This window comes from Labrys neptuniae (assembly GCF_040797145.1).
GTDB classification, from domain to species: Bacteria; Pseudomonadota; Alphaproteobacteria; order Rhizobiales; family Labraceae; genus Labrys; species Labrys neptuniae.
This window is the reverse complement of record NZ_JBFNQD010000003.1, coordinates 489,630-515,310: the sequence shown is the minus strand read 5'-3', so window position 1 is coordinate 515,310 and position 25,681 is coordinate 489,630. Positions and strand designations below refer to the sequence as shown.

The window sequence follows — 25,681 nt, the reverse complement described above, 5'->3', positions numbered from 1 at the left end:
CGAGGTTGTCGTATTCGAGCCGGTTACTGGTCTGCACTTCGCCTACCAAATCAATTCCCTTCTCCCCTTGCGGGAGAAGGTCCCGGCAGGGGGATGAGGGGTGTTGGAGCAATGCTATCGAGGGACCGCCATGTCTGATCCCGTCCGTCTCGACATCGAAGACGGTATCGCCATCATCACGCTGGCGCGTCCCGAAAAACTCAATGCCCTCGACGAGGCGATGATATCGGGGCTGGCCATCGCGGCCGAGCGGATCGACGCCCACGGTTCCGTCCGTGCCGCCATCCTCACCGGCGAGGGCAAGGGCTTTTGCGCGGGCGGCGACATTGCGGCCTGGGGCAAGCTCTCGGCCCTCGATATGGGCCAGCGCTGGGTGCGCGATGGCCATCGCGTCTTCGACCGCCTGACGCGGCTGCGTGCGCCCCTGATCGCAGCCATCAATGGGCATGCGCTGGGTGGAGGCCTCGAATTGGCAGCGACGGCCGACATCCGTGTCGCCGAAGAGCAGGCCAAGTTCGGCCTGCCCGAGACCGGTATCGGCATGGTGCCGGGCTGGTCCGGCACGCAGCGCCTCGTCACCCGCTTCGGCGCGGCCGCCGTGCGCCGCCTTGCCCTGACCGGCGAGATCGTCACGGCCGAGCGGGCGCTGCAGCTCGGCCTGATCGATGAGATCGCGCCCAAGGGGCAGGGGCTCGCGCAAGCACACGAGCTTGCGCGCAAGATCGCCGGGCGCGGGCCCATCGCCAATGCCGTGGCCAAGCAGATGATCAATGCGGCGGAGGGCGAGGATGCTGCCGCCGCCATCGAAATCCTGGCGGGATCGCTGGTTTCCTACACCGACGATCTCAAGGAGGGCGTCGCCAGCTTCGTCGAGAAGCGCGCGCCCCAGTTCAAGGGACAATGACCGTGACGATCGCCGTCCGCCTCGACAAGGCCCGTTTCGCCGCCGCGCTCGCCGGCATCCCCCGTGAGCACCAGCTTTTCATCGCCGGAACCTTCGGGCCTGCCGCGGAGGGGCGGACCATCGAACGCCTCAGCCCCGGTCATGGCGAGCGGGTGGGCCTCTATCCGCAGGCGGGTGCGGCCGATCTCGATCGCGCCCTCGCTGCGGCGCGCAAAGCTTTCGATGACGGGCCATGGCCCTCATTGACCGGGGCGGAGCGCTCGCGCTTCCTCCACAAGGTCGCTGACCTGATCGAGGAAAGGCTCGAGATCTTCGCCACGCTCGACAGCCTCGAAGCTGGCAAGCCGATCAGCCAGGCCCGCGGCGAGATGGCCGGCGCCGTCGACATCTGGCGCTATGCGGCGGGCCTCGCCCGCGACCTGCATGGCGAGAGCTACAACACCATCGGTGCCAACAAGCTCGGCTTGGTGATGCGCGAGCCGATCGGGGTGGTCTCCATCATCACGCCCTGGAACTTCCCCTTCCTGATCGTCAGCCAGAAGCTGCCTTTCGCGCTTGCCGCCGGCTGCACCGCCGTGGTCAAGCCGAGCGAGATGACCTCGGGCTCGACCCTGCTGCTCGGCCATTTGCTGGCGGAGGCCGGCCTGCCGGAAGGCGTGGTCAACATCCTCTCCGGCTACGGCCCCGAGATCGGCGGGCCGATGACCACGGATGCACGCGTCGACATGGTTTCCTTCACCGGTTCGACCCGGGTCGGCAAGGCGGCGATGGCGGCAGCCTCGGGCACTTTGAAGAAGCTGTCGATGGAGCTCGGCGGCAAGAACCCGCAACTGATCTTCCCGGACGCCGATCTCGACGCCGCGCTCGATGCCGCCGTGTTCGGTTCCTATTTCAACGCCGGCGAATGCTGCAATGCCGGCAGTCGCCTGCTGGTCCATCAGGACATCGCAGCCGAATTCGAGGCCGAATTCGTCAAGCGCTCCCGCCAGGTCGTGGTCGGCGACCCGCTGGATCCGGCCACTCTGGTCGGTGCGCTGATTTCGCCGCAGCATCTGGCTCAGGTCGAGGGGCATGTCGCCAACGCCCGGGCGGAAGGAGCCGAGGTCGCGCTGGGAGGAAACCGCCTGGAAAGCGAGGCCGGCCAGTTCATGGCGGCGACGGTGGTGGCCGGCGCGCGCGCCTCGATGGCGATCGCCCGCGACGAAGTGTTCGGGCCGGTGGCGACGGTGATGCGTTTCGCCAGCGCGGACGAAGCCGTTTCCATCGCCAATGGCGTGGATTACGGTCTGTCGGCCAGTGTCTGGAGCCGGGATTTCGACAAGGCCGTCGGCATCTCCAGGCGCCTCAAGGCGGGCACGGTTTGGACCAACACCTTCATGGACGGCGCCGCCGAACTGCCCTTCGGCGGCTTCCGGCAATCGGGGATCGGACGGGAACTCGGCCGCAATGCCGCGGCGGATTACACCGAGGAAAAGACGATGCATCTTCATTGCGGACCGCGTACGGCCTGGTGGCTGCCGCGGTAGGCGATTGAGACGTCGCCGGAACGTATCCGGCATCATAAGGTCATGGGAGGATTAGATGACCGTTCGTACCAAATTGATCGCGGGCGTGGCGCTCGCCGCCGCTAGCCTCGGCTTCGTGGGGGCAGCGCAGGCACAGACCAAGGAAGTGCAGATGCTGCACTGGTGGACGTCGGGCGGCGAGGCAGCCGCGCTCAACGTCCTCAAGCAGGATCTGGCCAAGGAAGGCTATGCCTGGAAGGACGTCCCGGTCGCGGGCGGCGGTGGCGATGCCGCCATGACCGCGCTGAAGGCCATGGTCGCGGCCGGCAACAATCCGACGGCGTCCCAGATGCTGGGTTATACCGTGCTCGACTATGCTGCCGCCGGCAAGATGGGCGACCTGACCGAGCTTGCCAAGTCGGAAGGCTGGGACAAGGCCGTGCCGGCACCGCTGCAGAAATTCGCCGTCTATGACGGCAAGTGGGTCGCCGTCCCGGTCAACGTCCACTCGGTCAACTGGCTGTGGATCAACAAGGCGGTGATGGACAAGATCGGCGGCACCGAGCCGAAGACCTTCGACGACTTCATCGCCCTGCTCGATAAGGCCAAGGCTGCCGGCGTGACGCCGCTCGCCCTCGGCGGCCAGGATTGGCAGGAAGCCACCATGTTCGACTCGGTCGTGCTCTCGACGGGCGGCCCCGAATTCTACAAGAAGGCGATGAACGACCTCGACGAAGCCTCTCTGAAGTCGGACACCATGAAGAAGGCCTTCGACAATCTGGCCAAGCTCAAGGCCTATGTCGATCCCAACTTCTCGGGCCGTGACTGGAACCTGACCACCGCCATGGTGATCAAGGGCGATGCCCTGGTGCAGGTGATGGGTGACTGGGCCAAGGGCGAATTCAAGGCCGCCAGCAAGACCCCGGGCACCGACTATATCTGCATGCGCTTCCCGGGCACGGATGGCAGCGTCGTCTACAACTCCGACATGTTCGGCATGTTCGCGGTTCCCGACGATCGCAAGGAAGCCCAGCTCGCGCTCGCTAAGGCAACGCTGTCCAAGTCGTTCCAGTCGTCCTTCAACGTGGTCAAGGGTTCGGTTCCCGCGCGCACCGACGTGCCGGACACCGACTTCGACGCTTGCGGCAAGAAGGGCATCGCCGATCTGAAGAAGGCCAATGACGGCGGTACGCTGTTCGGCTCGCTCGCCCAGGGCTATGGCGCCACGCCGGCCGTCGCCACCGCCTACAAGGACGTGGTGGACAAGTTCTTCAACGGCCAGATCAAGACCTCGGACGAGGCCGTCACCCAGCTGGTCAAGGCCATCGACGAAGCCAAGTAAGCGCTGAAGCGAGCGTTTCCACTAGAAGCGAACCGACCGGGCGCCGTTTTTGCGCCCGGTCGATAGGCTCTTGGGGGCACAAGAACAATAAGCGGGGAACCTTCATGACATTGGCTACGACAAGCGCGCCGCCTCGCCCGGGCTTGCGCGAGAAACTTCAGGATGCCTTGCCCAAGATCGTGCTGGCGCCGAGTTTCGCCGCGATCCTGGTGTTCGTCTACGGCTTCATCCTGTGGACGGTCTATCTGTCCTTCACCAATTCCAAGACCTTCCCGAACTATGAGCTGACGGGAGGCCTTGCCTATCAGCGCCTGTGGGGCTGGACTTTCGAGAGCGACCCGCCATCGAGCTGGTACTACTCGATCACCAACATGGCGATCTTCGGCGTGCTCTATGTCGGCATCTGCCTGGTGCTGGGCCTGTTCATCGCCATCCTGCTCGACCAGCGCATCCGAGGCGAGGGCATCCTGCGGCCGATCTATCTCTACCCGATGGCGCTGTCCTTCATCGTCACCGGCGTGGCCTGGAAATGGTTTCTCGACCCCGGCCTCGGCCTCGAGGCGACCCTGCACAATCTGGGCTGGACCAGCTTCCATTTCGACTGGATCAAGAACAAGGACCGGGTGATCTACACGGTGGTGATCGCCGGCGTCTGGCAGGCCTCCGGCTTCGTGATGGCGATGTTCCTGGCGGGGCTGCGCGGCGTCGACGGCGAGATGCTCAAGGCCGCCCAGATCGACGGCGCCTCGACCTTCCAGGTCTATTGGCGCATCGTCATCCCGATCCTGCGGCCGGTCTTCTTGTCCGCCTTCATCGTGCTCGCCCATATGGCGATCAAGTCCTACGACCTCGTGGTCGCCCTGACATCGGGTGGGCCCGGCGGCTCGGCCTGGCTGCCGTCCAACTTCATGTATGAATACACCTTCAAGCGCAATCAGATGGCGATCGGCTCGGCCAGCGCCGTGATCATGCTGATGACGATCAGCGCCATCATCGTGCCCTATCTCTATTCCGAATTGCGGGAGAAGAAGTGATGAGCGCCGCCACCCGGGACGTTGCGGGGCCGGTCGGCTCCAATTGGGTCAGCCGCGTCGTGATCTACGGCCTGCTGCTGATCTTCGCCTTCGTCTATCTCGTGCCCCTCTTCGTGATGCTGACCACCTCGTTCAAGACCATGGACGAGATCCAGGGCGGCAACATGCTCGCCTTGCCCAGCTCGCCGACGGTGCAGCCCTGGCTGAAGGCCTGGAACGAGACCTGCGTCGGCCTCACTTGTGCAGGGATCAAGGGCTATTTCTGGAACTCGCTCAAGATGGTGGTGCCGGCGGTGGCGATCTCCACCATCCTCGGCGCGCTCAACGGCTATGTGCTGACGAAGTGGCGTTTCCCCGGCCATAAGATCGTCTTCGCCATGATGCTGTTCGCCTGCTTCATCCCGTTCCAGTCGGTGCTGCTGCCGATGGCGACGGTGCTCGGCAAGTTCGGCGGCATCGGCTCCTTCCTGCAGTCGGCCATAGGCACATCGCTCGGCTTCGGGTCCTCGACCTTCAACCTCGTTTTCGTGCATGTGGTCTATGGCCTCGGCTTCACCACGCTGTTCTTCCGCAACTATTACGAGGCGTTCCCCAACGAACTCGTGCGGGCGGCGATGGTCGATGGTGCCTCCTTCTTCCAGATCTTCCGGCGCATCCTCTTGCCCAATTCGATCCCGATCTTCGTGGTCACGGTGATCTATCAGTTCACCAACATCTGGAACGACTTCCTGTTCGCCTCCGCCTTCGCCGGCACTGGCGACGTGATGCCGATGACGGCGGCGCTCAACAACGTGGTCAACACCACCACCGGCGCGGTCGAGTACAACGTCAACATGGCGGCAGCGATGATCGCCGCCCTTCCCACTCTCTTCGTCTATATCGTCGCCGGCCGCTATTTCGTGCGTGGCCTGATGGCGGGCGCTGTGAAAGGCTGACCCCATGGCATTTCTCGAAATCAACAATCTCAAGAAGCGCTACGGCGCCGTCGAAATCCTCAAGGGGATCAATCTCGACCTCGACAAGGGCGGCTTCCTCGTGCTGGTCGGCCCGTCCGGCTGCGGCAAGTCGACCCTGCTCAACACCATTGCGGGGCTGGAGAACATCACCGAGGGCGAGATCCGGGTCGACAGCAACAAGATCAACGACCTGCATCCTTCCAAGCGCGACATCGCCATGGTGTTCCAGAGCTATGCGCTCTATCCCAACATGACGGTGGGGCAGAACATCGCCTTCGGCATGGAGATGCGTGGCGTCGCCAAGCCCGAACGCGACACGGCGGTGGCGCAGGTCGCCAAGACCTTGCAGATCGGCCATCTGCTCGACCGCAGGCCCTCGCAGCTGTCGGGCGGCCAGCGCCAGCGCGTCGCCATGGGCCGCGCCCTGGTGCGCGACCCCAAACTCTTCCTGTTCGACGAGCCGCTCTCCAACCTCGATGCCAAGCTGCGCGTCGACATGCGTGTCGAGATCAAGCGCCTGCATGCCACCACCGGCAAGACCATCGTCTATGTCACGCATGACCAGATCGAGGCGATGACGCTCGCCACCAAGATCGCCGTGCTCAAGGATGGCGAACTGCAGCAGGTCGGCACGCCGGCCGAGATCTACAACAAGCCCAACAACCTCTTCGTCGCCGATTTCATGGGCTCGCCCGCCATGAACCTGATCCAGGCCAAGGCGGCGCGCGAGAATGGCAGGACGGTCTTGAAGATCCTCAACAAGAGCGGCGGCGGCGTCAGCCTGCCGGTGCCCGAGGATATCGCCGACGTGCCGCTGGAGGATGGCCGCGAGCTGATCTTCGGTATCCGGCCCGAGGCGATCACCGACCATGACGGCGCCGACCGCAATTCCAAGGCGATCGAGACGGTCAGCGCGGTGGTCGACGTGGTGGAGCCGGCCGGCGCCGACACCTTCGTCGTCACTCATCTCGGCGGCAAGGAGGTCACGGCACGCATGCGCTCCGATGCCGTGGTGGCACCGGGCCAGGAACTGCCTTTCGCCTTCAACCTCGACAAGGCGGTGGTGTTCGATCCGGCGAGCGGGAAGAGGCTGTAGGCCTCTTGTTGGACCACTTCCATGCGGATGTGAGGGAGCTGAAGGGTTGAGCGAGATGGCAGGCCAAAGAACGCGGCTCGACGTTTGTGCCCCCTCGCCCCGCTTGCGGGGAGAGGATGGAGGTGAGGGGCTGCGCAATTCTCTATTTTGCGGCCGCTATGCTGCCCCTCATCCTTACCTTCTCCCCGTAAGAACGGGGCGAAGGGAGCGGCCGGCGTCGCGTTTTTCACCACCTATCAGCGCTTATCGGAAGTCTCATGCCTTCGCCTGACATCGTCATCATCGGCGCCGGCATGGGCGGGGCGACCATTGCCCACGCCCTGGCGCCGAGCGGGGCGGAGATCCTCATCCTCGACAAGGGCGGGCAATTGCCGGACCGGCCGGAGAACCGGGATGCCCGCGCGATCTTCCAGCGGGGCTTCTTCCGCCCTGAAGAGAGCTGGTACGACAGCGACGGCAATCCGTTCAATCCGGGCAATTACTACTGCAATGGCGGCAATTCGAAATTCTACGGCGCGGTGCTGCTGCGCTACCGTGCGGAGGATTTCGACGGCATCGCCCATGCTGATGGCGATGCGCCGGCCTGGCCGTTCCGCTACGGCGAGCTGGCTCCCCATTACGACGAGGCCGAGCGACTGTTCAAGGTACGCGGCAGGGCAGGAGAGGACCCGACGGAGCCGCCTCGCAGCGGCGACTTCGCCTTTCCGCCCGTCCCCGACGAGCGGGCGATCGCCGAGGTACGCGAGCGCCTCACCCGCATCGGGTTGAAGCCGTTCTCCCTGCCGCTCGGCGTCGATATCGACACCTGGCTCTCGCATGGGCGGACACCGTGGGACGCCTTTCCCGATGCGCGCACCGGCAAGATGGATGCGGAGACCTGCGCGCTGCTGCCGGCTCTCGAACATGCCAATGTACGCCTGCAGAACCATTGCGAGGTCCGCCGCCTGATCCCGGCTCCGGACGGCAGGCGTATCCAGGCGGTTGAGTATCTCGAAGGCGGTGAGCTCAAGCGCGTCACGCCGCGCCTCGTCGTGCTGGCGGCCGGGGCGGTGCGCTCGGCGGCGATCCTGCTGGCCTCCGCGCCCGGGGGCCTCGCCAACGGCTCCGGTTTGGTGGGCCGGCATTTCATGAACCACAATCTGTCGGCGATGATCGGTGTCGATCCGCGCTTCACCAACGATTCGATCTACCAGAAGACCTTCGCGCTCAATGATTTCTATCTCGGCGACGGCAAGGGCGGCCCGCCGCTCGGCAATGTCCAGCTGCTCGGCCGCGTCTCCGGTACCATCCTGAAATCGGACCTGCGCAAGGTGCCTGAATTCGTGCTCAACGCCGTGGCCCGCAAGACCATCGACTTCCTGATCATGAGCGAGGACCTGCCGGATCCCGCCAGCCGCGTCCGGCTGGACGGCGAGAAGATCGTGCTGGAATGGCGCCGCTCCAACATGACCGCGCATGAAGGGCTGAAGGTCGTGATGCGCCAAGCCCTGAAACAGGCCGGCTTTCCGATCGTGCTCTCCCATCTGTTCGATCGCAAGACGCCCTCGCATCAATGCGGCACCATCCGCATCGGCACCGATCCCGGGCAGGCGCCGCTCGATCCCTTCGGCCGGGCCTTCGACCATCGCAATTTGTTCGTCGCCGATGCCTCGACCCTGGTAACCTCGGCCGCCGTCAACCCGTCGCTGACGGTGGCTGCCCTGTCCCTGCGGACCGCCAAGCATATTCGTGAAACGGAGCTGAACCGATGAGCCGTCCCGTCGTCCTCGTCACCGGTGCCCGGCGCGGCATCGGCCTTGCCATCGCGGTGGCTTTCGCCGAAGGCGGCTACGACATCGCCTTCACCGACATCATCGACAATGACGACATCGACGATGCCGAACTGGCGATCGGCCAGGCGGGCGGCGCGGCGCTTTTCTTCCAGAACGATGTCGCGGATCTCGCCAGCCATCAGAGCCTGGTCGACGAGGTCCTGTCGAGCTATGGCAGGCTCGATTGCTTCGTCTCCAATGCCGGCATCGGTTCGCCGGTCCGCGGGGATCTCCTCGACCTCGAACCCGGCAATTTCGATCGGGTGATGAACGTCAACATGCGCGGAGCGATGTTCCTCAGCCAGGTTGTGGCCCGCACCATGCTGAAGCTGCCGCCGCCGCAAAAGCCCGTGCGCAACCGCTCCATCCTGTTCATCACCTCGGTCAGCGCCGAAATGGCCTCGCCCGAGCGGGCTGACTACTGCGTCTCCAAGGCGGCGCTTTCCATGTGGGTGAAGAACCTCGCCGTCAGGCTGGCGCCGGACAGCATTCCCGTGTTTGAGATCCGCCCGGGCGTGATCCGTACCGACATGACCGCCGTGGTCGCCGACAAATACCAGGCCGTGATCGACCAGGGCGTGGTGCCGGCACGGCGATGGGGGGAGGGCGCCGATGTCGCCCAGATGGCGCTGGCGCTCGCCGGCAGTTCCTTCGGCTTCGCCACCGGCAGCGCCATCGCCTGCGACGGCGCTCTTTCCATATCGAGGCTGTAATGATGCCCGGGTGCGCGGACGTAGCCGCGCAATCGGCTTTACCGATTGTCGCGACGGCCACTCTTGGAAACGGTGTGCTTGCGGAGAGGAAGGGCGGACGGGACGTCCGCGCACCCGGAAAGAGTTCGACATGACAGACTATATCATCGTCGGGGCCGGGCCGGCCGGCTGTGCCCTGGCGGCAAGGCTGAGCGAGGATCCGGCCATCAAGGTCCTGCTGATCGAGGCGGGCGGGCGCGACAGCCACCCTTTCTTCCACATGCCGGCGGGCTTTGCCAAGATGACCAAGGGCATCGCCAGTTGGGGCTGGTCCACGGTGCCGCAGAAACATTTGGATGGACGGGTGCTCTGGTACACCCAGGCCAAGGTGCTGGGCGGCGGTTCCTCCATCAACGCGCAGATCTATACTCGCGGCAATCCGCGCGACTACGACGTCTGGGCCTATGTGCATCGCTGCCAGGGCTGGAGCTATGCCGAGGTCCTGCCCTATTTCAAACGGGCCGAGGACAATCAGCGCTTCATCGACAGCTATCATGGTGCCGGCGGCCCGCTCGGTGTCTCCATTCCCATCAATCCCCTGCCGATCAACGAGGCCTTCATCCGCGCCGGCCAGGAATATGGCCTGCCCTACAACGCCGATTTCAACGGTGCCAGCCAGGAGGGGGTTGGCCATTACCAGGTCACGGTGCGCAATGCCCGGCGCTCCTCCGCCGCGGCCGCCTATCTGAAGCCGATCGAGGGCAAGCGGCCGAACCTGACCGTCCGCACCGACGGCATGGTCACCCGTATTCTCATCGAGAAGGGGCGGGCCGTCGGCGTCGAGATTGCCGGAAAGGGCGGCAGGAGCCAGATACGCTGCGAGCGCGAGGTCATTATCTCCTCCGGCGCCATCGGCTCGCCGCGCCTGCTGATGCTCTCAGGCATCGGCCCGGCCGCCCATTTGAGAGAGGTCGGCGTCGAGGTTGTGCATGACTTACCCGGCGTCGGCGAGAATCTGCAGGATCATCTCGATCTCTATGTCATTGCCGAGTGCACGGGCGACCACACCTATGACAATGTCGCCAAGCCCCACCGCACGGCCTGGGCCGGGCTGCAATATCTCCTGTTCAAGAAGGGGCCGGTGGCCTCGACCCTGTTCGAGACCGGCGGCTTTGCCTATGCCGACAAGGCCGCCCGCTCGCCCGACATCCAGTTCCATCTCGGTTCCGGTTCGGGCATCGAGGCGGGCGTCGCCCGGCTGCGCAATGCCGGCGTGACCTTGAACTCGGCCTTCCTGCAGCCGCGCTCCCGCGGCACCGTGCGGCTCAAATCCGCCGATCCGGCCGACCATCCCCTCATCGATCCCAATTACTGGTCAGATCCCTATGACAAGGCGATGTCGCTGGAGGGGCTGCGCATGGCGCGCGAGATCTTGCGCCAGAAGGCGCTGGAGCCTTTCATCCTTGCCGAGCGCATGCCTGGCCCGGACAAGGTCAGCGAGGCGGATCTGAGCGACTATGCTTTCCGAACCTGCAAGACGGATCACCATCCCGCCGGTACCTGCAAGATGGGGATCGACGATATGGCCGTAGTGACGCCCGAGCTCAAGGTCCGGGGGCTGGAGGGGCTGCGTGTCTGCGATTCCTCGATCATGCCGATCGTCAATTCCTCCAATACCAACGCGCCCACCATCATGATCGGTGAGAAGGGCGCCGATCTCATCGCCGGCAGGCAGCCGCTGCCCGCCGTCAATTTCGGCTCCTGAGCAGGGAAACACCATGATCCGCCACATCGTTCTCGCCCGCTTGCGCCCGGACCTGTCGAAACAGGAGACGGAGACGTTGCTGACTGCCATTCGGGGCATGAAGACCAAGATTCCGGGCATCCTGCAGATAGAGATCGGCAGCGACAACAGCCCCGAGGGCCTGGCGCGCGGTTATGGCCACGCCTTCACCGTGGACTTTGTCGACGCGGCGGCCCGCGACGCCTACCTGCCCCATCCGCATCATGCCACGGTAGCGCAGGCTCTTGTGGCCGCGACGCAAGGCGGTGTCGACGGTCTGCTGGTGCTCGACTTCGAGGCCTGATCGCGCGTTCGCGCCGTCCCGCCTCCGGCCGGACACTCGGTCTGGCTGGGTGACGTGCTGAGGCAATAACTCCTAGTTAACTGTAATATGACGCCCTTTCGCGCTGCGGAGGGGCTTTTGGCGCTGGTTTCGGCAGGTTTTGCAGCTGTTTCCGTGCTGGTATACGCCTTTCGCCTTAATTCCGCCGTTGGATGGGAAGCATGATCCCGCCCGGCCGAACGAGTGTGACTTGGCTTCTTGTACAATCTCTGATACTGAGAATGAACGTTCATTCTCATTTGGGGTTGTGATAGTGGTGATCGAAGCAGGGGTGGTGCCGTCGCCTCCCACGATTGCAAAGGGAGTCGACGCGCGTCGAAATCACATCCTCGATGCCTTCGAGGTGTGCATCCAGCGCACCGGATTCCACCGCACCACCATGCAGGACGTCGCCAGGGAAGCCGGCATGAGCGCCGGCAATCTCTACCGCTATTTTTCCTCCAAAGAGGCTCTGGTGTCGGGCCTGATTGAGCGCGATCGCGAACGTTTCAGCGCCGATTTCATGAATGTGGCGCGTTCCAGCGATGTCATGGGTTCCTTCGTCGCGTTGGGACGCAAGCATTTCCTTGAAACGCCGCGCGAGCGCTGCGTGCAGTTCATGGAGATCTGGGCGGAGGCCAGCCGCAACCCGCAGGTGGCAGAGATGTGTGCGGCCGTCGACAAGGAGGTGAACGACTTCATGGTCGCGATCCTGGAAGCGGCCAAGGCCTCGGGGCAGATCCCCCCATCGGTGGACAGCGCGGCCGTGATCACCGTGCTTTCGGCAATGGGAGACGGCATGTTCACCCGTCGCGCCCTGGAGCCGGATTTCGATGTCGAGGACGGCTTCCGGCTGCTGGTGAACGTTATGGACGCACTGATGTCGGGAAAGATCCCGCTCGATCGTCCTTTGCCTGTGATGTCAGATTCTCCGGGCTCTCCGCCCGTTTCAGAGGAAAAGCCCCATGTCCGCGGTTGAAAAGCAGAACCGGCCCGAGCGCGATGGCGAGCGGCAGCGGCGGGAGGAAGGCTTTGCCGACGAGGCAAGCCTGACGGCGGTGCGCCTGTCCGGCCGATCCCGTGGAGAGACGGTCGAATATCGCCGCACACCCTGGTACACCAAGCTCACCATCCTGATGCTCGTCGTCATCGTCGCGGCCGCGGTTCTCCATGCCTATCGCGAGCCTCTGATGGCCCGTCTCAACCCGCCGCCCCCGCCTGTGGTGATCACCAAGCCACCGGCCGTCACGGTGACGCCGGCCACGACCGGTGCCATCACCGAGCATGCGGTGGTGACCGGCAATCTGGTGGCACGCGAGGAGATCCTGGTCTCGCCCCAGATCGAGGGCTATGCCGTCGACAAGATCATGGTCGAGGAAGGGGACCGCGTGAGCGAAGGCCAGGTGCTGGCCGAGCTCTCGACCACCACCATCGATACTTCGCTCGCGCAGAACGAGGCGCAGACCGCCAGGGCAGAGGCCGCGATTGCCCAGGCCGAGAGTGCGATCGCCGAGGCCAAGGCCAATCAGGACCAGACCGCCAGCGCTTATGCGCGTTCCAAGGCCCTGGTCCGGACCGGCAACACCACGGCTGAGCAGCTCGACCAGCGCGAAGCCGCCGCCAAGATGGCGGATGCGCGTGCGGCATCGGCCGAACACGCCCTGACCGTGGCCAGGGCCGACAAGAAGCTCGCCGATGCCCAGCGTTCCGAATTGATGGTGCGCCTCGAACACACCAAGGTGCGTGCACCGGCGGCGGGCGTGATCAGCCGCAGGGCCGCCCGTATCGGCGCGATCGCGTCGGCATCCGGCGATCCGCTGTTCCGTATCATTCGCGACGGCGACATCGAGCTCGAAGCGGATGTGCCGGAGGCAACGCTGGCGCGCATCCGGCCCGGCATGACGGCCGAGGTCACCACGGCGGGCAGCAAGGAACCCTTCGTGGCTCGCGTGCGCCTGGTCTCGCCCGAGGTCAATTCTGTCACGCGCCTTGGACGCGTGCGCATCGCCATCGACCAGGCACCGGGCCTGACGATCGGTGCCTTCGGCCGCGCCAGCGTGGCGGTTGCCAACCATACAGGCGTGCTCGTGCCGCAATCGGCGGTTCTCTATACCGAGGACGGCGCCACGGTGCAGATCGTGCATGACGGTGTCGTGGCGACCACGCCGGTCAAGCTCGGCCTGCGTACCGAAAAGCAGGCCGAGGTCGTCGAGGGCGTCAAGGCCGGCGACAAGGTGATCGCTACCGCGGGCACCTTCGTGCGCGATGGCGACAAGGTCAGCGCCGTCGATGGGGCTGGCCTCGCCCAGCCCGCGACCGAGACCAAGTGAGGCGCCGATGTCTTTCAACGTCTCGGCCTGGTCCATTCGCAATCCGGTGCCTTCGATCGTCCTGTTCGTGGTACTGATGGCGCTTGGCTGGGTCTCGTTCCAGAATCTGCCGATCACCAAATTCCCCAATATCGACATCCCCGTCATCACGGTGACGGTGACCCAGGTCGGCGCGGCGCCCTCCGAGCTGGAGACCCAGGTGACGCGCAAGATCGAGGACGCGGTCACCAGTGTCGCCGGCGTCAAGCATGTGCAGTCGACCATCACCGACTCCACCTCGACGGTTGCCATCGAGTTCTGGCTGGGCACCAACACCGACCGCGTTCTCAACGACGTCAAGGATGCGGTGACCAAGATCCGTACCGAGCTGCCCCGTGACATCGAGGAGCCGGTGGTTGCGCGCCTCGAGATCGAGTCGCAGTCGATCATGACCTATTCGGCTACGGCGCCCGGCATGACGCTGGAGCAGCTGTCCTGGCATGTCGACAATGTGGTGAAGCGGGACCTGCAGAGCCTGCGTGGCGTCGGCCGTGTCGACCGCATCGGCGGCGTGACGCGCGAGATCCGGGTGGCCGTCGATCCCGATCGCCTGCTTTCGCTCGGCATCACCGCCGCCGACGTCAACCGTGTGCTGAAGGCGACGACGGTCGACCTGTCGGGCGGCAAGGGCGAGGTCGGCAATCGCGAACAGGCCATCCGGACGCTGGCCGGCGCTCATACGGTCGACGAACTCAAGGAGACCAAGATCACGCTGCCCGGCGGCCGGCAGGTGCGCCTCAACGAGATCGCCGACATCACCGACGCCTATGCCGACCAGACCTCGTTTGCGCGCATCAATGGCTCGACGCCGATCGTCGCCTTCTCAGTCTTCCGCTCCAAGGGCGCCAGCGACACCACGGTCGCGGCGGCCGTCGCCGCCAAGATCCAGGCGCTGCACCAGGCCCATCCCGAGGTCAGCTATGCGGTGGTGGACGATGGCGTCGCCTCGACCTATGGCAATTTCGAAGCGGCGATGCAGACTTTGGTGGAAGGCGCCATTCTCGCCGTCATCGTCGTGCTGATCTTCCTGCGCGACTGGCGGGCTACGCTGATCGCCGCCATCGCTTTGCCGCTCTCGGCGATTCCGACCTTCTGGGCGATGAGCATGATGGGCTTTTCGCTCAATCTCGTCAGCCTGCTCGCCATCACCCTGGTCACGGGTATCCTGGTCGATGACGCCATCGTCGAGATCGAGAACATCGTCCGGCACATGAAGATGGGCAAGTCGCCCTACCGCGCCTCCATCGAGGCGGCGGACGAGATCGGCCTCGCCGTGATGGCGATCACCATGACGATCATCGCCATCTTCGCGCCCGTGAGTTTCATGGGCGGCATCGTCGGCCAATATTTCAAGCAGTTCGGCCTGACCGTGGCGGTAGCGGTGTTCTTCTCGCTGCTTGTCGCTCGCCTGATCACACCGATGATGACGGCCTATTTCCTCAGGCCGCATGCCCATGTCGAGGCGCGCGACGGCGTGATCATGCGGGCCTATACCCGCTTCCTGGAAATGACGCTGGCGCGCTGGTTCTCGCCCTATCTCACGATCGTGGCCGGTTTCGGGCTCCTGATCGTGACGTTCGGCCTGATGGGCCTGCTGCCTCAGGGCTTCATCCCGCCCGAGGACAACGCCCGCGTCGTCATCTCCGCCGAGATTCCGCCGGGCGGGAAGCTCGAGAATACCCAGGCCAAGACCGACGAGGTGGTCGCCGCCATCCGCAAGATCCCGGAAGTCGAGCAGGTCTTCGTCATCGGCGGCACCTCGCCGACCGGGCAGCTCGACCCGCGGCGCGCTGCGATCTATGTCAAGCTCACCAAGCGTGAGACACGCGCACGCCACCAGCTCGCCATCCAGGACGACATTGCGCGCATCCTCACCGCCATTCCCGACATGCGGGCCTGGCGCGTCAACGACAATGGCGAGCGCGACGTCAACCTGGCGTTGAAGAGCAATGATCCGAAGGCCCTCGCTTTGGCGTCGTCGCGCCTGGAAGGCGCCATGCGCCATGTGCCCGGTTTCAACAATGTCGCTGCCAATACCGGGCTCGAACGGCCGGAAGTGCGCATCCTGCCGAGAACCGACGATGCTGCCCGCTATGGCATCACCACCGAACAGATCTCGGAGGCGGTGCGCGTGGCGACCATCGGCGACATCGACGCCAATCTGGCCAAGTTCAATGCCGGGGACCGGCTGGTGCCGATCCGCGTGCAGTTGACGGAGGAATCCCGTGGCAATCTCGGCCTGATCGAAGCGCTCAGCCTGACCACGGCCTCGGGCGGCAGCGTGCCGCTCTCGGCGGTGGCGGATGTCGAATTCGGCCAGGGGCCGACCTCGATCGAGCGCAACGACCGCGAGCGGCAGGTCAAGATCGGCGCCGACCTGCGCAAGGGGCTCGAGATCGGCGAGGCGCTGGAACTGGCCATGGCTCTGCCGGAGGCCAAGGACCTGCCCAAGGGCGTGGTCTTCGCGCCGACCGGAGACGCCGAGGTGATGGCCGAGGTGTTCTCGGGCTTCGCCATGGCGATGGGGACGGGCCTGCTGATGGTCGCGGGCGTGCTGGTGCTGCTGCTCGGCAGCCCCTTCCATGCCATCACCATCCTGCTCTCGCTGCCGCTGTCGATGCTCGGCGTGGTCCTGGCTCTGCTTGCCACCCACAACTCGATCTCGATGCCGGTGGTGATCGGCATCCTGATGCTGATGGGCATCGTCACCAAGAACGCCATCATGCTGGTCGACTTCGCGGTGGAGCGGGTCAAGCATGGCATGCACCGCCATGACGCCATCATCGATGCCGGGCGCAAACGCGCGCGGCCGATCGTGATGACCACCATCGCCATGGTGGCCGGCATGGTGCCGACGGCGCTGGGACATGGGGATGGCGGCGAGTTCCGGGCACCGATGGCGATTGCCGTGATCGGCGGCCTGATCGTCTCGACCCTGCTGTCGCTGATCTTCGTACCGTCCTTCTATGCGGTCATGGATGATCTCACGCGTGGCATTTCCTTCCTCTTCGGTCCCCTCGTGGGGCCGAAGGACGAGACGGGGAAGGCCGGCGTTCCAGCCGCGCTGGAGAACGGCCACGGCAGCAGGGGAACGGCTGCGGCGGCGGAATAGAGCGGAAACATCCAATGCCTTTCAACTGCTTTGGACACAGCACCGGCGCCCCTGTCAGGGCGCTGGTCATTCTCAAGTCTTCACGGCTCGGCAGGTGCCGGCATCATCGAAAGCGACGATAGGGACCGTCATGAACTTCATGCCCTTGCCGGACCGTGATCCGACCCCTCGTGAACGAGCCTATCTGGCGGCTCTGGAAGCGGGCGAACTGAGACCGTCGATCAGCGGGCAGGCCGGCCATATGTGCCGGAAGTTCGGTTGGTGCGAGGCCGTCTTCCATTTGCCCGACGGCTCGCAGAAAACGCGATCGGAATTGCCCAGCCAGATGGATTCGATCGCGGTGATCAAGGCGGGCTACCGGGCCATCGGCTATTGCCTCACCCCGCGCGGCCGGGCCGCCCTGGCACGGCCTGCAGCGAAAAGGTAGTCCGCCCCGCCGCTGGATGATGGGGGCCTACAGCCAGTTCTTCCAGCGGAACAGCACATAGGGGGCGATGGCGACCACCACCATCAGGATCAGGGCCATTGGGTAGCCATGTGCCCATTTGAGTTCCGGCATGTTCTCGAAATTCATGCCGTAGACCGAGGCCACCAATGTCGGTGGCATGAAGATCACGGCCATCACCGAAAAGAGCTTGATGATGTTGTTCTGTTCGAGATTGACCAGGCCGAGCGTGGCGTCGAGCAGGAACTGGATCTTGCCGGACTGAAAGGTCGCGTGTTCCTCGAGTGATTGCAGGTCGCGCAGCGTCATCTTGACTTCCTCGCGCAGCTCCGAGGGCACCTTGGCGGCTTTGAGGCCCGCCGAGAACCACAACAGCACCCGCTCGATCGAGACCAGGCTTTCACGCGATTTCGAGACGAGGTCGCCGTGCCGGCCGAGCGCCTGCAAGGTGCGCTGCAGGGTGGCGTTGCGATTGCCTTGCTTGACGGATTCCTTGAACACGCCGCGCGAGAGCGCGTCGAGGCGCTCGCCGGTGTCCTGCAGCACCTCGGCAGCGCGGTCGATGACGGCATCGATCAGTCCGGCCATGATCGCCTCGGGACTGCCTCCGCAGCCGCCGGCCTTGACCGCATGGCCCGTATAGGTGGTGAAGGATTTCGGTTCGCTGTAGCGCACCGTCACCAGGACGCTGGCCGTGAGGATGAAGGTCACCGCCGAAATGTCCGGCTCGCTGGTGTTGACGTTCACCAGGAGGCGGGTGGTCATGTAGCGCGTGCCGTTCTCCGACCAGATCAGCTCGGAGGGTTCGATATCGTCCATATCCTCATGGGTGGGGATGGAGATGCCGAGCAGCGCCTCGACCTGCTGGTCTTCCTCGCGCGTCGGGTTGAGCAGGTCGATCCACAGAACATCCCCCGCGAGGGGCTCACCTGGCTGCAGTGTGTGGGGCAGCAGCCTGTCCTTGGTCGTCGGGCACAAGCGATGTGTGGTGATCATGACAGGCCCTGCGACAAGGGAGTGAGGAATTGGCCATCCCGCCAAATCGCAAAACGCTCTAGGGAGGAAAGATGACGGCAGCGTGATCTCGATCGATATCGGTCACAGCCAGCAGAAAAGCTGCCGATGGCGTTTGTCAAGAATGACGAAGGTCTCGTCCCGGGCCTTGTCGCCGACCTGGAACGCGATCTCGGCAAGGCGCTGCGCAAAAAGGGCATCACCAAAGGCCCGGCGCCGATCCTTCAGCTGGTTCCGCTGGAACTGCGGACAACCCCGATGCAGGGGATTCGCACTCAATTCGAGCGGGGCGGCTTGGCCTTGGGCGGGTTCTGGGGCTGAGGTCCGCCCCTGAATTGAATTGGAAGCCGGAGCGGGAAGGTCTCTCCGCTCACATTGGCCGGCGGTTTGGGAAAGGGCGCGGCCCGCTTGAGCGCGTCGAGCGCGGCCTGGTCGAACTCGCTCTTGCCGGAGCCCTGGACCACCGTTGCCGACAGCACCTGGCCGTTGCGATCGAGGACAAACTGGACCGTAACCTGCGCCGATGGCAGGGGCGGCGGCGTCTCGCCCTCCTTCACGGGTGGTTGGGGCAGGTTCGGAAACAGGGTATTGGCCCCCACCTGCCGAAGCAGGGCAGCGTGCCAGCTCTTGGCATCGGTGATCGGCGCAGCGGCGGGAGCCGGCTTGGACTGGGCCCAGGCGGGCGAGACCGCCAAAAGCGCTCCCTGCGGCGCTCCGAGCAAAGCCAGGATCAGTGCAAGACGTCGGAAGGCAGACATGGGTCGTTCCGGAAAGCTAAGGCGTTTTGCCGTCTGGAGAAATCGTCCAGAATCGCAAAGACGCGGCGAACCAACGGGACCGGGCAAAACAGCGTCTCCATCTGAACGCGCCTTGCTCCGGGGGACACACCCTTGTTGCCTTTCCGGAGAGATTGCAAGCTTTTGATATTACTATAGAATAATTCTTATCGGGGCTTGCTGCGAAGCCCACTCATCCCTCGATTTCCTCCCGCAGCATCTCCAGTGCCAGCCATTCCTCCTCGGCATGCGCCTTCTCGGCTTCGAGTTTGGCAAGCTGCTGGCTGAGCTCGGCGAATTTTTTCGAATCCTTGGCGAAGAGGTCGGGGTCGGCAAGCCGCTCCTGCAGGCTCGCTGCCTTGGCGGCAAGCTGGTCGATCTTGCCGGGCAGGGTCTCGAGGGCGTGCTTCTCCTTGAACGAGAGTTTGCGCTTGCCGCTGCGCTCTGGCGTCGAACCGGCCGCAGCCTGGTCCGCGACGGCCGGCTTGGGCGTTTCCGCCTTCTCGGCCGGTTTGCGGGCGACGCCCCCGCCGCGCTGGGCCACCATGTCGCTATAGCCGCCGGCATATTCCGTCCAGCGCCCGTCGCCTTCGCTCATCAGGATCGAGGTCGAGACCCGGTCGAGGAAGTCACGGTCATGGCTGATGACGATGACGGTGCCCTGATAGTCCCCGATCATCTCCTGCAGGAGATCGAGTGTTTCCAGGTCGAGATCGTTGGTGGGTTCGTCGAGGACGAGGAAATTGGAGGGCTTGGCCAGGGCGCGCGCCAGCATCAGCCGGCCGCGTTCGCCGCCCGACAGCACCGAAACCGGCGTGCGCGCCTGCTCGGGCGGAAACAGGAAATCGCGCATATAGCCGATGACATGCTTGCGCTCGCCGCCGACCTCGACATAGTCCGACCCGCCGCCGGTTAGCGTGTCGCTGAGGGTCGTCTGCGGGTCCAGGCTCTCGCGGCGCTGGTCCAGCGTCACCATCTGCAGGCTGGCCCCGAGCTTCACCACGCCGCTGTCGGGCGGAATGGCACCGGTCAGGAGGTTGAGCAAAGTGGTCTTGCCGGCGCCGTTGGGGCCGACAATGCCGATCCTGTCACCGCGGGCGATGCGGATGGAGAAATCCTTGACGATCGGCGGACCGCCCCAGTTCTTGTTCACGCCGATTGCCTCGACGACGAGCTTGCCGCTTTCCTCGCCTTCGGTCATCGTCAGCTTCACCGCGCCGGTGACACGGCGGGCATCGCGGCGCTCCTGCCTGAGGGCGGCGAGATTGGCCATGCGGCGGACATTGCGCTTGCGGCGGGCGGTCACGCCATAGCGCACCCAATGCTCCTCCGCCACGATCTTGCGGTCGAGCTTCTGGCGGTCGCGCTCTTCTTCTTCCAGCACCTGGTCGCGCCACTCCTCGAAGAAGGCAAAGCCGCGGTCCGTGCGCCGGGTCTGGCCACGGTCGAGCCAGACGGTGGCGCGCGACAGGTTTTCGAGGAAGCGCCGGTCGTGGCTGATCAGCACCAGGGCCGAGCGCAACGAGCCGATTTCCTTTTCCAGCCACTCGATGGCCGGCAGGTCGAGATGGTTGGTGGGCTCGTCGAGCAGCAGGATGTCCGGCTCTGGGGCGAGCGCGCGGGCCAGCGCCGAGCGCCGGGCCTCGCCGCCGGAGAGATTGTCGGGGCTCTCTTCGCCCGTCAGGCCGAGCTCATTGAGCAGATAGAGCGCGCGGTAATCGTCATCACCCGGCCCAAGGCCGGCCTCCACATAGGCGAGCGTGGTGGCAAAGCCGCTTAAATCCGGCTCCTGCGGCAGATAGCGCACCGTGGCGCCGGGATGCACGAAACGCTCGCCGCGATCGGCCTCGATCAGGCCGGCAGCGATCTTGAGCAAAGTCGACTTGCCGGAGCCATTGCGGCCAACGAGGCAGAGCCTCTCGCCGGGCGCGATCGACAGATCGGCTCCCTCGAGGGTCGGGGTGCCGCCAAAGGTCAGTTGGACATCGCGCAGGAAGAGCAGGGGAGGAGCCATGCGCGCCTTGTGCAGGCGGGCGAGAGATGGGTCAAGCCTTCATTGGGGGCGCCATGTGCTCAAAGGCACACCCCCACGTAATCTGGAAGGCGTAGATGAAGCCAATGTGAACGGCGGTACGTTCACGAGAACGCGATATAAAGAAATTCGGAACGTTGCAGCAAAGGCACAGCCGAACACGGAAGTCTTGCTTATTGTAAGTGCCGGTTCTCCCGATCCCAGTAGGATGTGTAATGTCGTCTCTCTCCCGCCGCGTCTTTCTCATGGGCGCTTCGCTGACTGGGCTGGGCCTTGGCCTGGCCAGTTGCGTGACCGATTCAGCCGCAATCAAGCCGGTCGTCGTGGCTTCGGCCGATCCGGCAACGCTGCCGGCGGTGCCGGTAGATGGCCGGCCGACCGATGAGATCACGCAGCCCGAACAGCCCCTTACGCCTGAGGGCACCTATGACTACAAGGCGATCTATGGTCAGAAGACCGACGGTAAATTCGTCGTGCCGGCCGTGGATACCAAGCGTATCGGCCCGCAATTCTTGCGCGCCGAGGTCGATTATCCGACCAGCGAGCAGGCGGGCACCATTATCGTCGATCCCAGGGCGCACTACCTCTACTACGTCATGGGCGGCGGACGGGCGATGCGCTACGGCGTCGGCGTCGGCAAGCAGGGCTTCGGCTGGTCGGGCACCGCGGAAATCCGCTACAAGCGCGAGTGGCCCGATTGGTATCCGCCCAAGGAAATGATCGCCCGCCGTCCCGATCTCAAGCCGAGCCTCACCCAGTTGCAGAGCGGTGTCGGCGTACGCGGCGGACCGCGCAATCCGATCACCGGACGCGCGATGTATCTGTGGCAGAACAACAAGGATACGCTCTTTCGTATCCATGGCACCAACGAGCCCTACAGCATCGGGCACAACGCCTCCTCGGGCTGCATCCGCATGATCGTCCAGGACGCGATCGACCTCTACAGCCGCGCCCCTCTCGGTGGCCGCGTGGTCGTCCTCGGCCCCGGCATGTCGGAAGCCTGAGCGGACGTCGATTTCGCCTATCGCTGTGTTTGAGCAAGGCCGGGCTTCATGTCCGGCCTTTGTCTTGTGGGCTCGACCCCGCCTGCCGGCGCGTCTGAAGGGAGGCCGTAGATAGTCTCGGCCTTCCCTGGTGTACGTACATCAAATCGCCGTTGCACAGTCCGGAAGGATTTGCCATGGTGAGGCAAGCCGAGGGACAGGTCAGACAAATGGTCCCAGGCCGAGGGGGCGAGCCGGCACCTAGAGCGGCTCCGGACTCTGCGGCCCGAAGGCATCACCTTAGGAGACGCAGCATGGCGGCCACGATCAAGGGACCGGCGATCTTTCTCGCCCAGTTCGCGGGCGATGCCGCGCCCTTCAATTCCCTCGATTCCATCTGCAAATGGGCCGCCTCGCTCGGCTACAGGGGCGTGCAGATCCCGAGCTGGGACGACCGTCTGTTCGATCTCAAGAAGGCGGCGGAGTCGAAGACCTATTGCGACGAGATTGCCGGTGTGGTCGCCAAGCACGGCCTCGCCATCACCGAATTGTCGACCCATCTGCAGGGCCAGCTGGTTGCCGTGCACCCGGCCTATAACGAGGCCTTCGACGGGTTTGCGCCGCCGGAAGTGCGCGGCAAGCCGAGAGAGCGGCAGGCCTGGGCCGTGGAGCAGCTGAAGGCTGCCGCGACAGCCTCTCGCCATCTCGGCCTCGATGCCAGCGTCAGCTTCTCCGGCGCCCTGGCCTGGCCTTTCGCCTATCCCTGGCCGCAGCGGCCGGCGGGCCTGATCGATGAGGCGTTCGGCGAGCTCGCAAAGCGCTGGAAGCCGATCCTCGACGCCTATGACGAGGTCGGCGTCGACGTCTGCTACGAGCTGCATCCGGGCGAGGACCTGTTCGATGGTGCCACCTTCGAGCGCTTCGTTGACAGGCTGAAGGGGCACAAGCGCGCCAACATCAATTACGATCCGTCGCATTTCGTGCTGCAGCAGCTCGATTATCTTGCCTTCATCGACATCTATCACGAGCGCATCAAGGCCTTTCACGCCAAGGATGCCGAGTTCAATCCGACGGGCCGCCAGGGCGTCTATTCGGGGTATGCCTCCTGGACGGAGAGGGCGGGGCGCTTCCGTTCGCTGGGCGACGGCCAGGTCGACTTCACCGGCGTCTTTTCCAAGCTCGCCCAATACGACTACGCTTCCTGGGCCGTGCTCGAATGGGAATGCTGCCTCAAGCATCCCGAAGACGGCGCGGCGGAAGGGGCGCCCTTCATCGCCGCCCACATCATCCGGGTGACGGAGAAGGCCTTCGACGATTTCGCCGGCGGCGGTACCGATCGCAAGGCGGTGCGGCGCATGCTCGGCCTGGGCAGGTAGGCAGGCAAGCATCAGCTTAGGCCTGCGAGGCGCGAGTTTTACCCTCCCCTGGAGGGGGAGGGTCGACACGCAGTGTCGGGGTGGGGTGACTTCTTGAGAGCAATCAGCCGCTCATGACATCTCGACCTGTGCGTTTTCACCCCACCCCGGCCCTTTGGGCCGACCCTCCCTACGCAACTCAAGTGAGTTGCGGACATCCAGGGGAGGGTGTTGCAATCAGGGAGACAACAGATGGCGATCGAGGGCCGTTCGGACAGCAAGGCAGGCGGGCGTGTGCGCTATGGCATGGTCGGCGGCGGGGAGGGCGCTTTCATCGGCGCCGTGCATCGCCTCGCCGCCCGCATGGACGATGATTATGTGCTGGTGGCGGGCGCCCTGTCGTCCACGCCCGAGAAGGCCCAGCGTTCGGGCGAGGCGCTCGGCCTCGATCCGAGCCGGATCTATCCCGACTTCGAGACGATGGCGCGCAAGGAAAAGCGGCGCAAGGACGGCATCGAGGCCGTTTCCATCGTCACGCCCAACCACATGCATGCACCGGCGGCCGAGGCCTTCATCAAGGCCGGCATCCATGTCATCTGCGACAAGCCGGTGACGACGACGCTGAAGGACGCCCTGCGCCTGAAGAAGCTCGCCGCCGACAAGGGCGTGATCTTCGCGGTGACCCACAATTACACCGGCTACCCTCTCATCCGCGCTGCGCGCGAGATGGTGAAGTCGGGTGAGCTCGGTGCCATCCGCCTGATCCAGGTCGAATATCCGCAGGACTGGCTCACCACGCCGATCGAGCACACCGGCCAGAAACAGGCCGATTGGCGCACCGATCCGAAGCGGTCCGGCGCCGGCGGCGCCATCGGCGACATCGGCACCCATGCCTTCAACCTGGCCCAGTTCGTCGGCGGTCTGGAGGTTTCGGAATTGCTGGCCGAACTCACATCCTTCGTGCCGGGAAGGGCTCTCGACGACAACGTCCAGATCCTGCTGCGCTATGCCAATGGCGCGCGCGGGGCGCTGTGGGCGAGCCAGGTGGCGCCCGGCAACGAGAATGGCCTGATGCTGCGCGTCTATGGCGAGAAGGCCGGATTCCACTGGCGCCAGGACAACCCGAATTATCTCTATTTCACCCCGCATGGCGAACCGACCCGCATCATCACTCGCGGCTCGGCCGCGGCCGGCGAGGATGCGGCGCGGGTGACGCGCGTGCCGCCGGGCCACCCCGAAGGCTATCTCGAAGGCTTCGCCAATATCTATACCGAGATCGCACGCGCCATCCGGGCCGCCCGCAGTGGCGAGGCGCTCGATCCGGCCGTGCTCTTCCCCGGTATCGACGACGGCATTGCCGGCATGGCCTTCATCGAGGCGGCCGTGAAATCCTCCAAGAAGGGCGGCGTCTGGGTGAAGCTGTAGGAAAGCGGACCGCCTATCCGGCTCGGATCTCGGTAGAGACAACGAGCGTCTCGACCCGGCGCAGGAGTGCCTCATCGGCGTCGATCTGCCAGGTCAGCAGGTGATACCAGTTGAACCCTGCCCACAATGCGATGCGTTCATCGATCAGTTGGGCGGGAAATTCGCCGCGCGCTGCTGCCCGCTCGAAGAGATGGCGCACCGGCCGGAACAGCACGGGCAGGAACTCGTTGCGCAGTCGCGAGCCCGCTGCCTCGCTCGCTTGCGCCTCGGCGAGCAGCGCCCTGAAGGCACCGCCGGGCGGTGTCCGCCAGAAACGCCAGAGATCGGCGGTGTGCTGCACCAGATCCTCGATCAGGCTGCCGGTGTCAGGCAGGCTGATCGCCCGAGCCTTTTCGGCTCCATAGGCTGCCATGAACAGATCGGCCTTGGTCGGCCACCAGCGATAGACGGTGGCCTTGCCGGCGCCGGCACGCCGTGCAGCCTCCTCGATGGAAAAACCGGCATAGCCTCGATCCGCCAGAAGCTGTCGTGCGGCCTCGATGATGGCGGTCTCGGTCTGCGGATTGCGGCGGGCACCGATCGAGCGGCGCCTTGGCTGCGTGGCTTTCGTCTCCATGCGGTGCCTCCCCATCTTGACATAACGAAACGTATCGTTTTATTCAATCATAACGATACGTATCGTTTCATTAGTTGGCAAATACGCGCCGTCAAACCGCCTGCCGTGA

22 protein-coding genes are annotated in these 25,681 nt (G+C 64.6%); 18 read left to right on the top strand and 4 right to left on the bottom strand.

Translation table 11 applies throughout. The features are described 5' to 3' along the window. Positions 1-130: 130 nt before the first annotated feature. The 14 genes from ABXS05_RS13100 to ABXS05_RS13035 all read left to right on the top strand — a co-directional run bounded on the left by ABXS05_RS13100 (position 131) and on the right by ABXS05_RS13035 (position 17,353). Positions 131-904 carry an enoyl-CoA hydratase/isomerase family protein gene (locus ABXS05_RS13100; RefSeq protein ID WP_367624194.1) on the top strand — a complete coding sequence of 258 codons (774 nt, stop codon included), beginning with the start codon at positions 131-133 and terminating at the stop codon, positions 902-904. Beyond that, positions 901-2,430, top strand: a complete 1,530-nt coding sequence (locus ABXS05_RS13095) for an aldehyde dehydrogenase family protein (protein WP_437178657.1) — start codon at positions 901-903, stop codon at positions 2,428-2,430. The genes ABXS05_RS13100 and ABXS05_RS13095 overlap by 4 nt, the downstream gene beginning before the upstream one ends. A gap of 55 nt (positions 2,431-2,485) precedes the next feature. Continuing rightward, a complete protein-coding gene (locus ABXS05_RS13090; RefSeq protein WP_311933710.1) occupies positions 2,486-3,751 on the top strand; it encodes an ABC transporter substrate-binding protein in 1,266 nt (421 codons plus the stop codon). Positions 3,752-3,855: 104 nt separating this feature from the next. After that, positions 3,856-4,785, top strand: coding sequence for a carbohydrate ABC transporter permease (locus tag ABXS05_RS13085; RefSeq protein WP_311933708.1), 930 nt, complete (start codon positions 3,856-3,858; stop codon positions 4,783-4,785). Further along, positions 4,785-5,720, top strand: coding sequence for a carbohydrate ABC transporter permease (locus ABXS05_RS13080; RefSeq protein WP_311933707.1), 936 nt, complete (start codon positions 4,785-4,787; stop codon positions 5,718-5,720). Before ABXS05_RS13085 ends, ABXS05_RS13080 begins: the two co-directional genes overlap by 1 nt. 4 nt (positions 5,721-5,724) lie before the next feature. Continuing rightward, complete coding sequence (locus tag ABXS05_RS13075) at positions 5,725-6,837, top strand: ABC transporter ATP-binding protein (RefSeq protein ID WP_149254129.1); 1,113 nt, start codon at positions 5,725-5,727, stop codon at positions 6,835-6,837. Between the two features lie 257 nt (positions 6,838-7,094). Further along, complete coding sequence (locus ABXS05_RS13070; RefSeq protein ID WP_311933704.1) at positions 7,095-8,588, top strand: FAD-dependent oxidoreductase; 1,494 nt, start codon at positions 7,095-7,097, stop codon at positions 8,586-8,588. Then, positions 8,585-9,361, top strand: a complete 777-nt coding sequence (locus tag ABXS05_RS13065; protein ID WP_311933703.1) for a 3-ketoacyl-ACP reductase — start codon at positions 8,585-8,587, stop codon at positions 9,359-9,361. Before ABXS05_RS13070 ends, ABXS05_RS13065 begins: the two co-directional genes overlap by 4 nt. Positions 9,362-9,491: 130 nt before the next feature. After that, on the top strand, positions 9,492-11,105 hold the full coding sequence (locus tag ABXS05_RS13060; protein WP_311933700.1) for a GMC family oxidoreductase: 1,614 nt from the start codon (positions 9,492-9,494) through the stop codon (positions 11,103-11,105). 13 nt (positions 11,106-11,118) lie between these two features. Beyond that, positions 11,119-11,427: a Dabb family protein gene (locus ABXS05_RS13055; protein ID WP_311933698.1), complete on the top strand. Its 309-nt coding sequence runs from the start codon at positions 11,119-11,121 to the stop codon at positions 11,425-11,427. A gap of 229 nt (positions 11,428-11,656) precedes the next feature. Then, positions 11,657-12,424: a TetR/AcrR family transcriptional regulator gene (locus ABXS05_RS13050; protein WP_367624193.1), complete on the top strand. Its 768-nt coding sequence runs from the start codon at positions 11,657-11,659 to the stop codon at positions 12,422-12,424. After that, positions 12,411-13,775 carry an efflux RND transporter periplasmic adaptor subunit gene (locus tag ABXS05_RS13045; protein ID WP_367624192.1) on the top strand — a complete coding sequence of 455 codons (1,365 nt, stop codon included), beginning with the start codon at positions 12,411-12,413 and terminating at the stop codon, positions 13,773-13,775. Before ABXS05_RS13050 ends, ABXS05_RS13045 begins: the two co-directional genes overlap by 14 nt. A 7-nt stretch (positions 13,776-13,782) precedes the next feature. After that, on the top strand, positions 13,783-16,926 hold the full coding sequence (locus tag ABXS05_RS13040; protein WP_311933693.1) for an efflux RND transporter permease subunit: 3,144 nt from the start codon (positions 13,783-13,785) through the stop codon (positions 16,924-16,926). Between the two features lie 130 nt (positions 16,927-17,056). Continuing rightward, positions 17,057-17,353, top strand: a complete 297-nt coding sequence (locus ABXS05_RS13035) for a hypothetical protein (protein WP_311933691.1) — start codon at positions 17,057-17,059, stop codon at positions 17,351-17,353. Between the two features lie 27 nt (positions 17,354-17,380). On the opposite strand, the gene ABXS05_RS13030 is transcribed toward ABXS05_RS13035, so the two are convergent. Next, positions 17,381-18,367: a magnesium transporter CorA family protein gene (locus tag ABXS05_RS13030; protein WP_311933689.1), complete on the bottom strand. Its 987-nt coding sequence runs from the start codon at positions 18,365-18,367 to the stop codon at positions 17,381-17,383. Between the two features lie 126 nt (positions 18,368-18,493). On the opposite strand from ABXS05_RS13030, the gene ABXS05_RS13025 reads away from it, so the two are divergent. Then, the gene (locus ABXS05_RS13025; protein WP_367624191.1) at positions 18,494-18,706 is read left to right on the top strand and encodes a hypothetical protein; all 213 of its coding nucleotides are present in this window, start codon (positions 18,494-18,496) and stop codon (positions 18,704-18,706) included. Here ABXS05_RS13025 and ABXS05_RS13020 read toward each other — a convergent pair. Next, positions 18,661-19,143: an energy transducer TonB family protein gene (locus ABXS05_RS13020; protein ID WP_311933685.1), complete on the bottom strand. Its 483-nt coding sequence runs from the start codon at positions 19,141-19,143 to the stop codon at positions 18,661-18,663. The two genes, ABXS05_RS13025 and ABXS05_RS13020, sit on opposite strands and share 46 nt — an antisense overlap. A gap of 211 nt (positions 19,144-19,354) precedes the next feature. Beyond that, entirely contained in the window at positions 19,355-21,175 is a 1,821-nt protein-coding gene (locus tag ABXS05_RS13015; RefSeq protein WP_367624190.1) for an ABC-F family ATP-binding cassette domain-containing protein, read from the bottom strand. Between the two features lie 233 nt (positions 21,176-21,408). Between ABXS05_RS13015 and ABXS05_RS13010 the strand changes: the two genes are divergently transcribed. The 3 genes from ABXS05_RS13010 to ABXS05_RS13000 all read left to right on the top strand — a co-directional run bounded on the left by ABXS05_RS13010 (position 21,409) and on the right by ABXS05_RS13000 (position 24,956). Further along, on the top strand, positions 21,409-22,197 hold the full coding sequence (locus ABXS05_RS13010) for a L,D-transpeptidase (RefSeq protein ID WP_311933680.1): 789 nt from the start codon (positions 21,409-21,411) through the stop codon (positions 22,195-22,197). A 293-nt stretch (positions 22,198-22,490) separates the two neighbouring features. Beyond that, positions 22,491-23,552, top strand: coding sequence for a sugar phosphate isomerase/epimerase family protein (locus ABXS05_RS13005; protein WP_367624189.1), 1,062 nt, complete (start codon positions 22,491-22,493; stop codon positions 23,550-23,552). Between the two features lie 231 nt (positions 23,553-23,783). After that, positions 23,784-24,956, top strand: coding sequence for a Gfo/Idh/MocA family protein (locus ABXS05_RS13000; RefSeq protein ID WP_367624188.1), 1,173 nt, complete (start codon positions 23,784-23,786; stop codon positions 24,954-24,956). A 13-nt stretch (positions 24,957-24,969) separates the two neighbouring features. Here ABXS05_RS13000 and ABXS05_RS12995 read toward each other — a convergent pair whose 3' ends face one another. Then, a complete protein-coding gene (locus ABXS05_RS12995) occupies positions 24,970-25,572 on the bottom strand; it encodes a TetR/AcrR family transcriptional regulator (RefSeq protein ID WP_311933673.1) in 603 nt (200 codons plus the stop codon). Positions 25,573-25,681: the final 109 nt, after the last annotated feature.

Excerpts from the sequence above, each read along its gene's own strand:
- ABXS05_RS13100 (WP_367624194.1), top strand. The coding sequence starts at position 131 with ATGTCTGATCCCGTCCGTCTCGACATCGAAGACGGTATCGCCATCATC.
- ABXS05_RS13095 (WP_437178657.1), top strand. The coding sequence starts at position 901 with ATGACCGTGACGATCGCCGTCCGCCTCGACAAGGCCCGTTTCGCCGCC.
- ABXS05_RS13090 (WP_311933710.1), top strand. The coding sequence starts at position 2,486 with ATGACCGTTCGTACCAAATTGATCGCGGGCGTGGCGCTCGCCGCCGCT.
- ABXS05_RS13085 (WP_311933708.1), top strand. The coding sequence starts at position 3,856 with ATGACATTGGCTACGACAAGCGCGCCGCCTCGCCCGGGCTTGCGCGAG.
- ABXS05_RS13080 (WP_311933707.1), top strand. The coding sequence starts at position 4,785 with ATGAGCGCCGCCACCCGGGACGTTGCGGGGCCGGTCGGCTCCAATTGG.
- ABXS05_RS13075 (WP_149254129.1), top strand. The coding sequence starts at position 5,725 with ATGGCATTTCTCGAAATCAACAATCTCAAGAAGCGCTACGGCGCCGTC.
- ABXS05_RS13070 (WP_311933704.1), top strand. The coding sequence starts at position 7,095 with ATGCCTTCGCCTGACATCGTCATCATCGGCGCCGGCATGGGCGGGGCG.
- ABXS05_RS13065 (WP_311933703.1), top strand. The coding sequence starts at position 8,585 with ATGAGCCGTCCCGTCGTCCTCGTCACCGGTGCCCGGCGCGGCATCGGC.
- ABXS05_RS13060 (WP_311933700.1), top strand. The coding sequence starts at position 9,492 with ATGACAGACTATATCATCGTCGGGGCCGGGCCGGCCGGCTGTGCCCTG.
- ABXS05_RS13055 (WP_311933698.1), top strand. The coding sequence starts at position 11,119 with ATGATCCGCCACATCGTTCTCGCCCGCTTGCGCCCGGACCTGTCGAAA.
- ABXS05_RS13045 (WP_367624192.1), top strand. The coding sequence starts at position 12,411 with ATGTCCGCGGTTGAAAAGCAGAACCGGCCCGAGCGCGATGGCGAGCGG.
- ABXS05_RS13040 (WP_311933693.1), top strand. The coding sequence starts at position 13,783 with ATGTCTTTCAACGTCTCGGCCTGGTCCATTCGCAATCCGGTGCCTTCG.
- ABXS05_RS13035 (WP_311933691.1), top strand. The coding sequence starts at position 17,057 with ATGAACTTCATGCCCTTGCCGGACCGTGATCCGACCCCTCGTGAACGA.
- ABXS05_RS13030 (WP_311933689.1), bottom strand. The coding sequence starts at position 18,367 with ATGATCACCACACATCGCTTGTGCCCGACGACCAAGGACAGGCTGCTG.
- ABXS05_RS13025 (WP_367624191.1), top strand. The coding sequence starts at position 18,494 with ATGGCGTTTGTCAAGAATGACGAAGGTCTCGTCCCGGGCCTTGTCGCC.
- ABXS05_RS13020 (WP_311933685.1), bottom strand. The coding sequence starts at position 19,143 with ATGTCTGCCTTCCGACGTCTTGCACTGATCCTGGCTTTGCTCGGAGCG.
- ABXS05_RS13015 (WP_367624190.1), bottom strand. The coding sequence starts at position 21,175 with ATGGCTCCTCCCCTGCTCTTCCTGCGCGATGTCCAACTGACCTTTGGC.
- ABXS05_RS13010 (WP_311933680.1), top strand. The coding sequence starts at position 21,409 with ATGTCGTCTCTCTCCCGCCGCGTCTTTCTCATGGGCGCTTCGCTGACT.
- ABXS05_RS13005 (WP_367624189.1), top strand. The coding sequence starts at position 22,491 with ATGGCGGCCACGATCAAGGGACCGGCGATCTTTCTCGCCCAGTTCGCG.
- ABXS05_RS13000 (WP_367624188.1), top strand. The coding sequence starts at position 23,784 with ATGGCGATCGAGGGCCGTTCGGACAGCAAGGCAGGCGGGCGTGTGCGC.
- ABXS05_RS12995 (WP_311933673.1), bottom strand. The coding sequence starts at position 25,572 with ATGGAGACGAAAGCCACGCAGCCAAGGCGCCGCTCGATCGGTGCCCGC.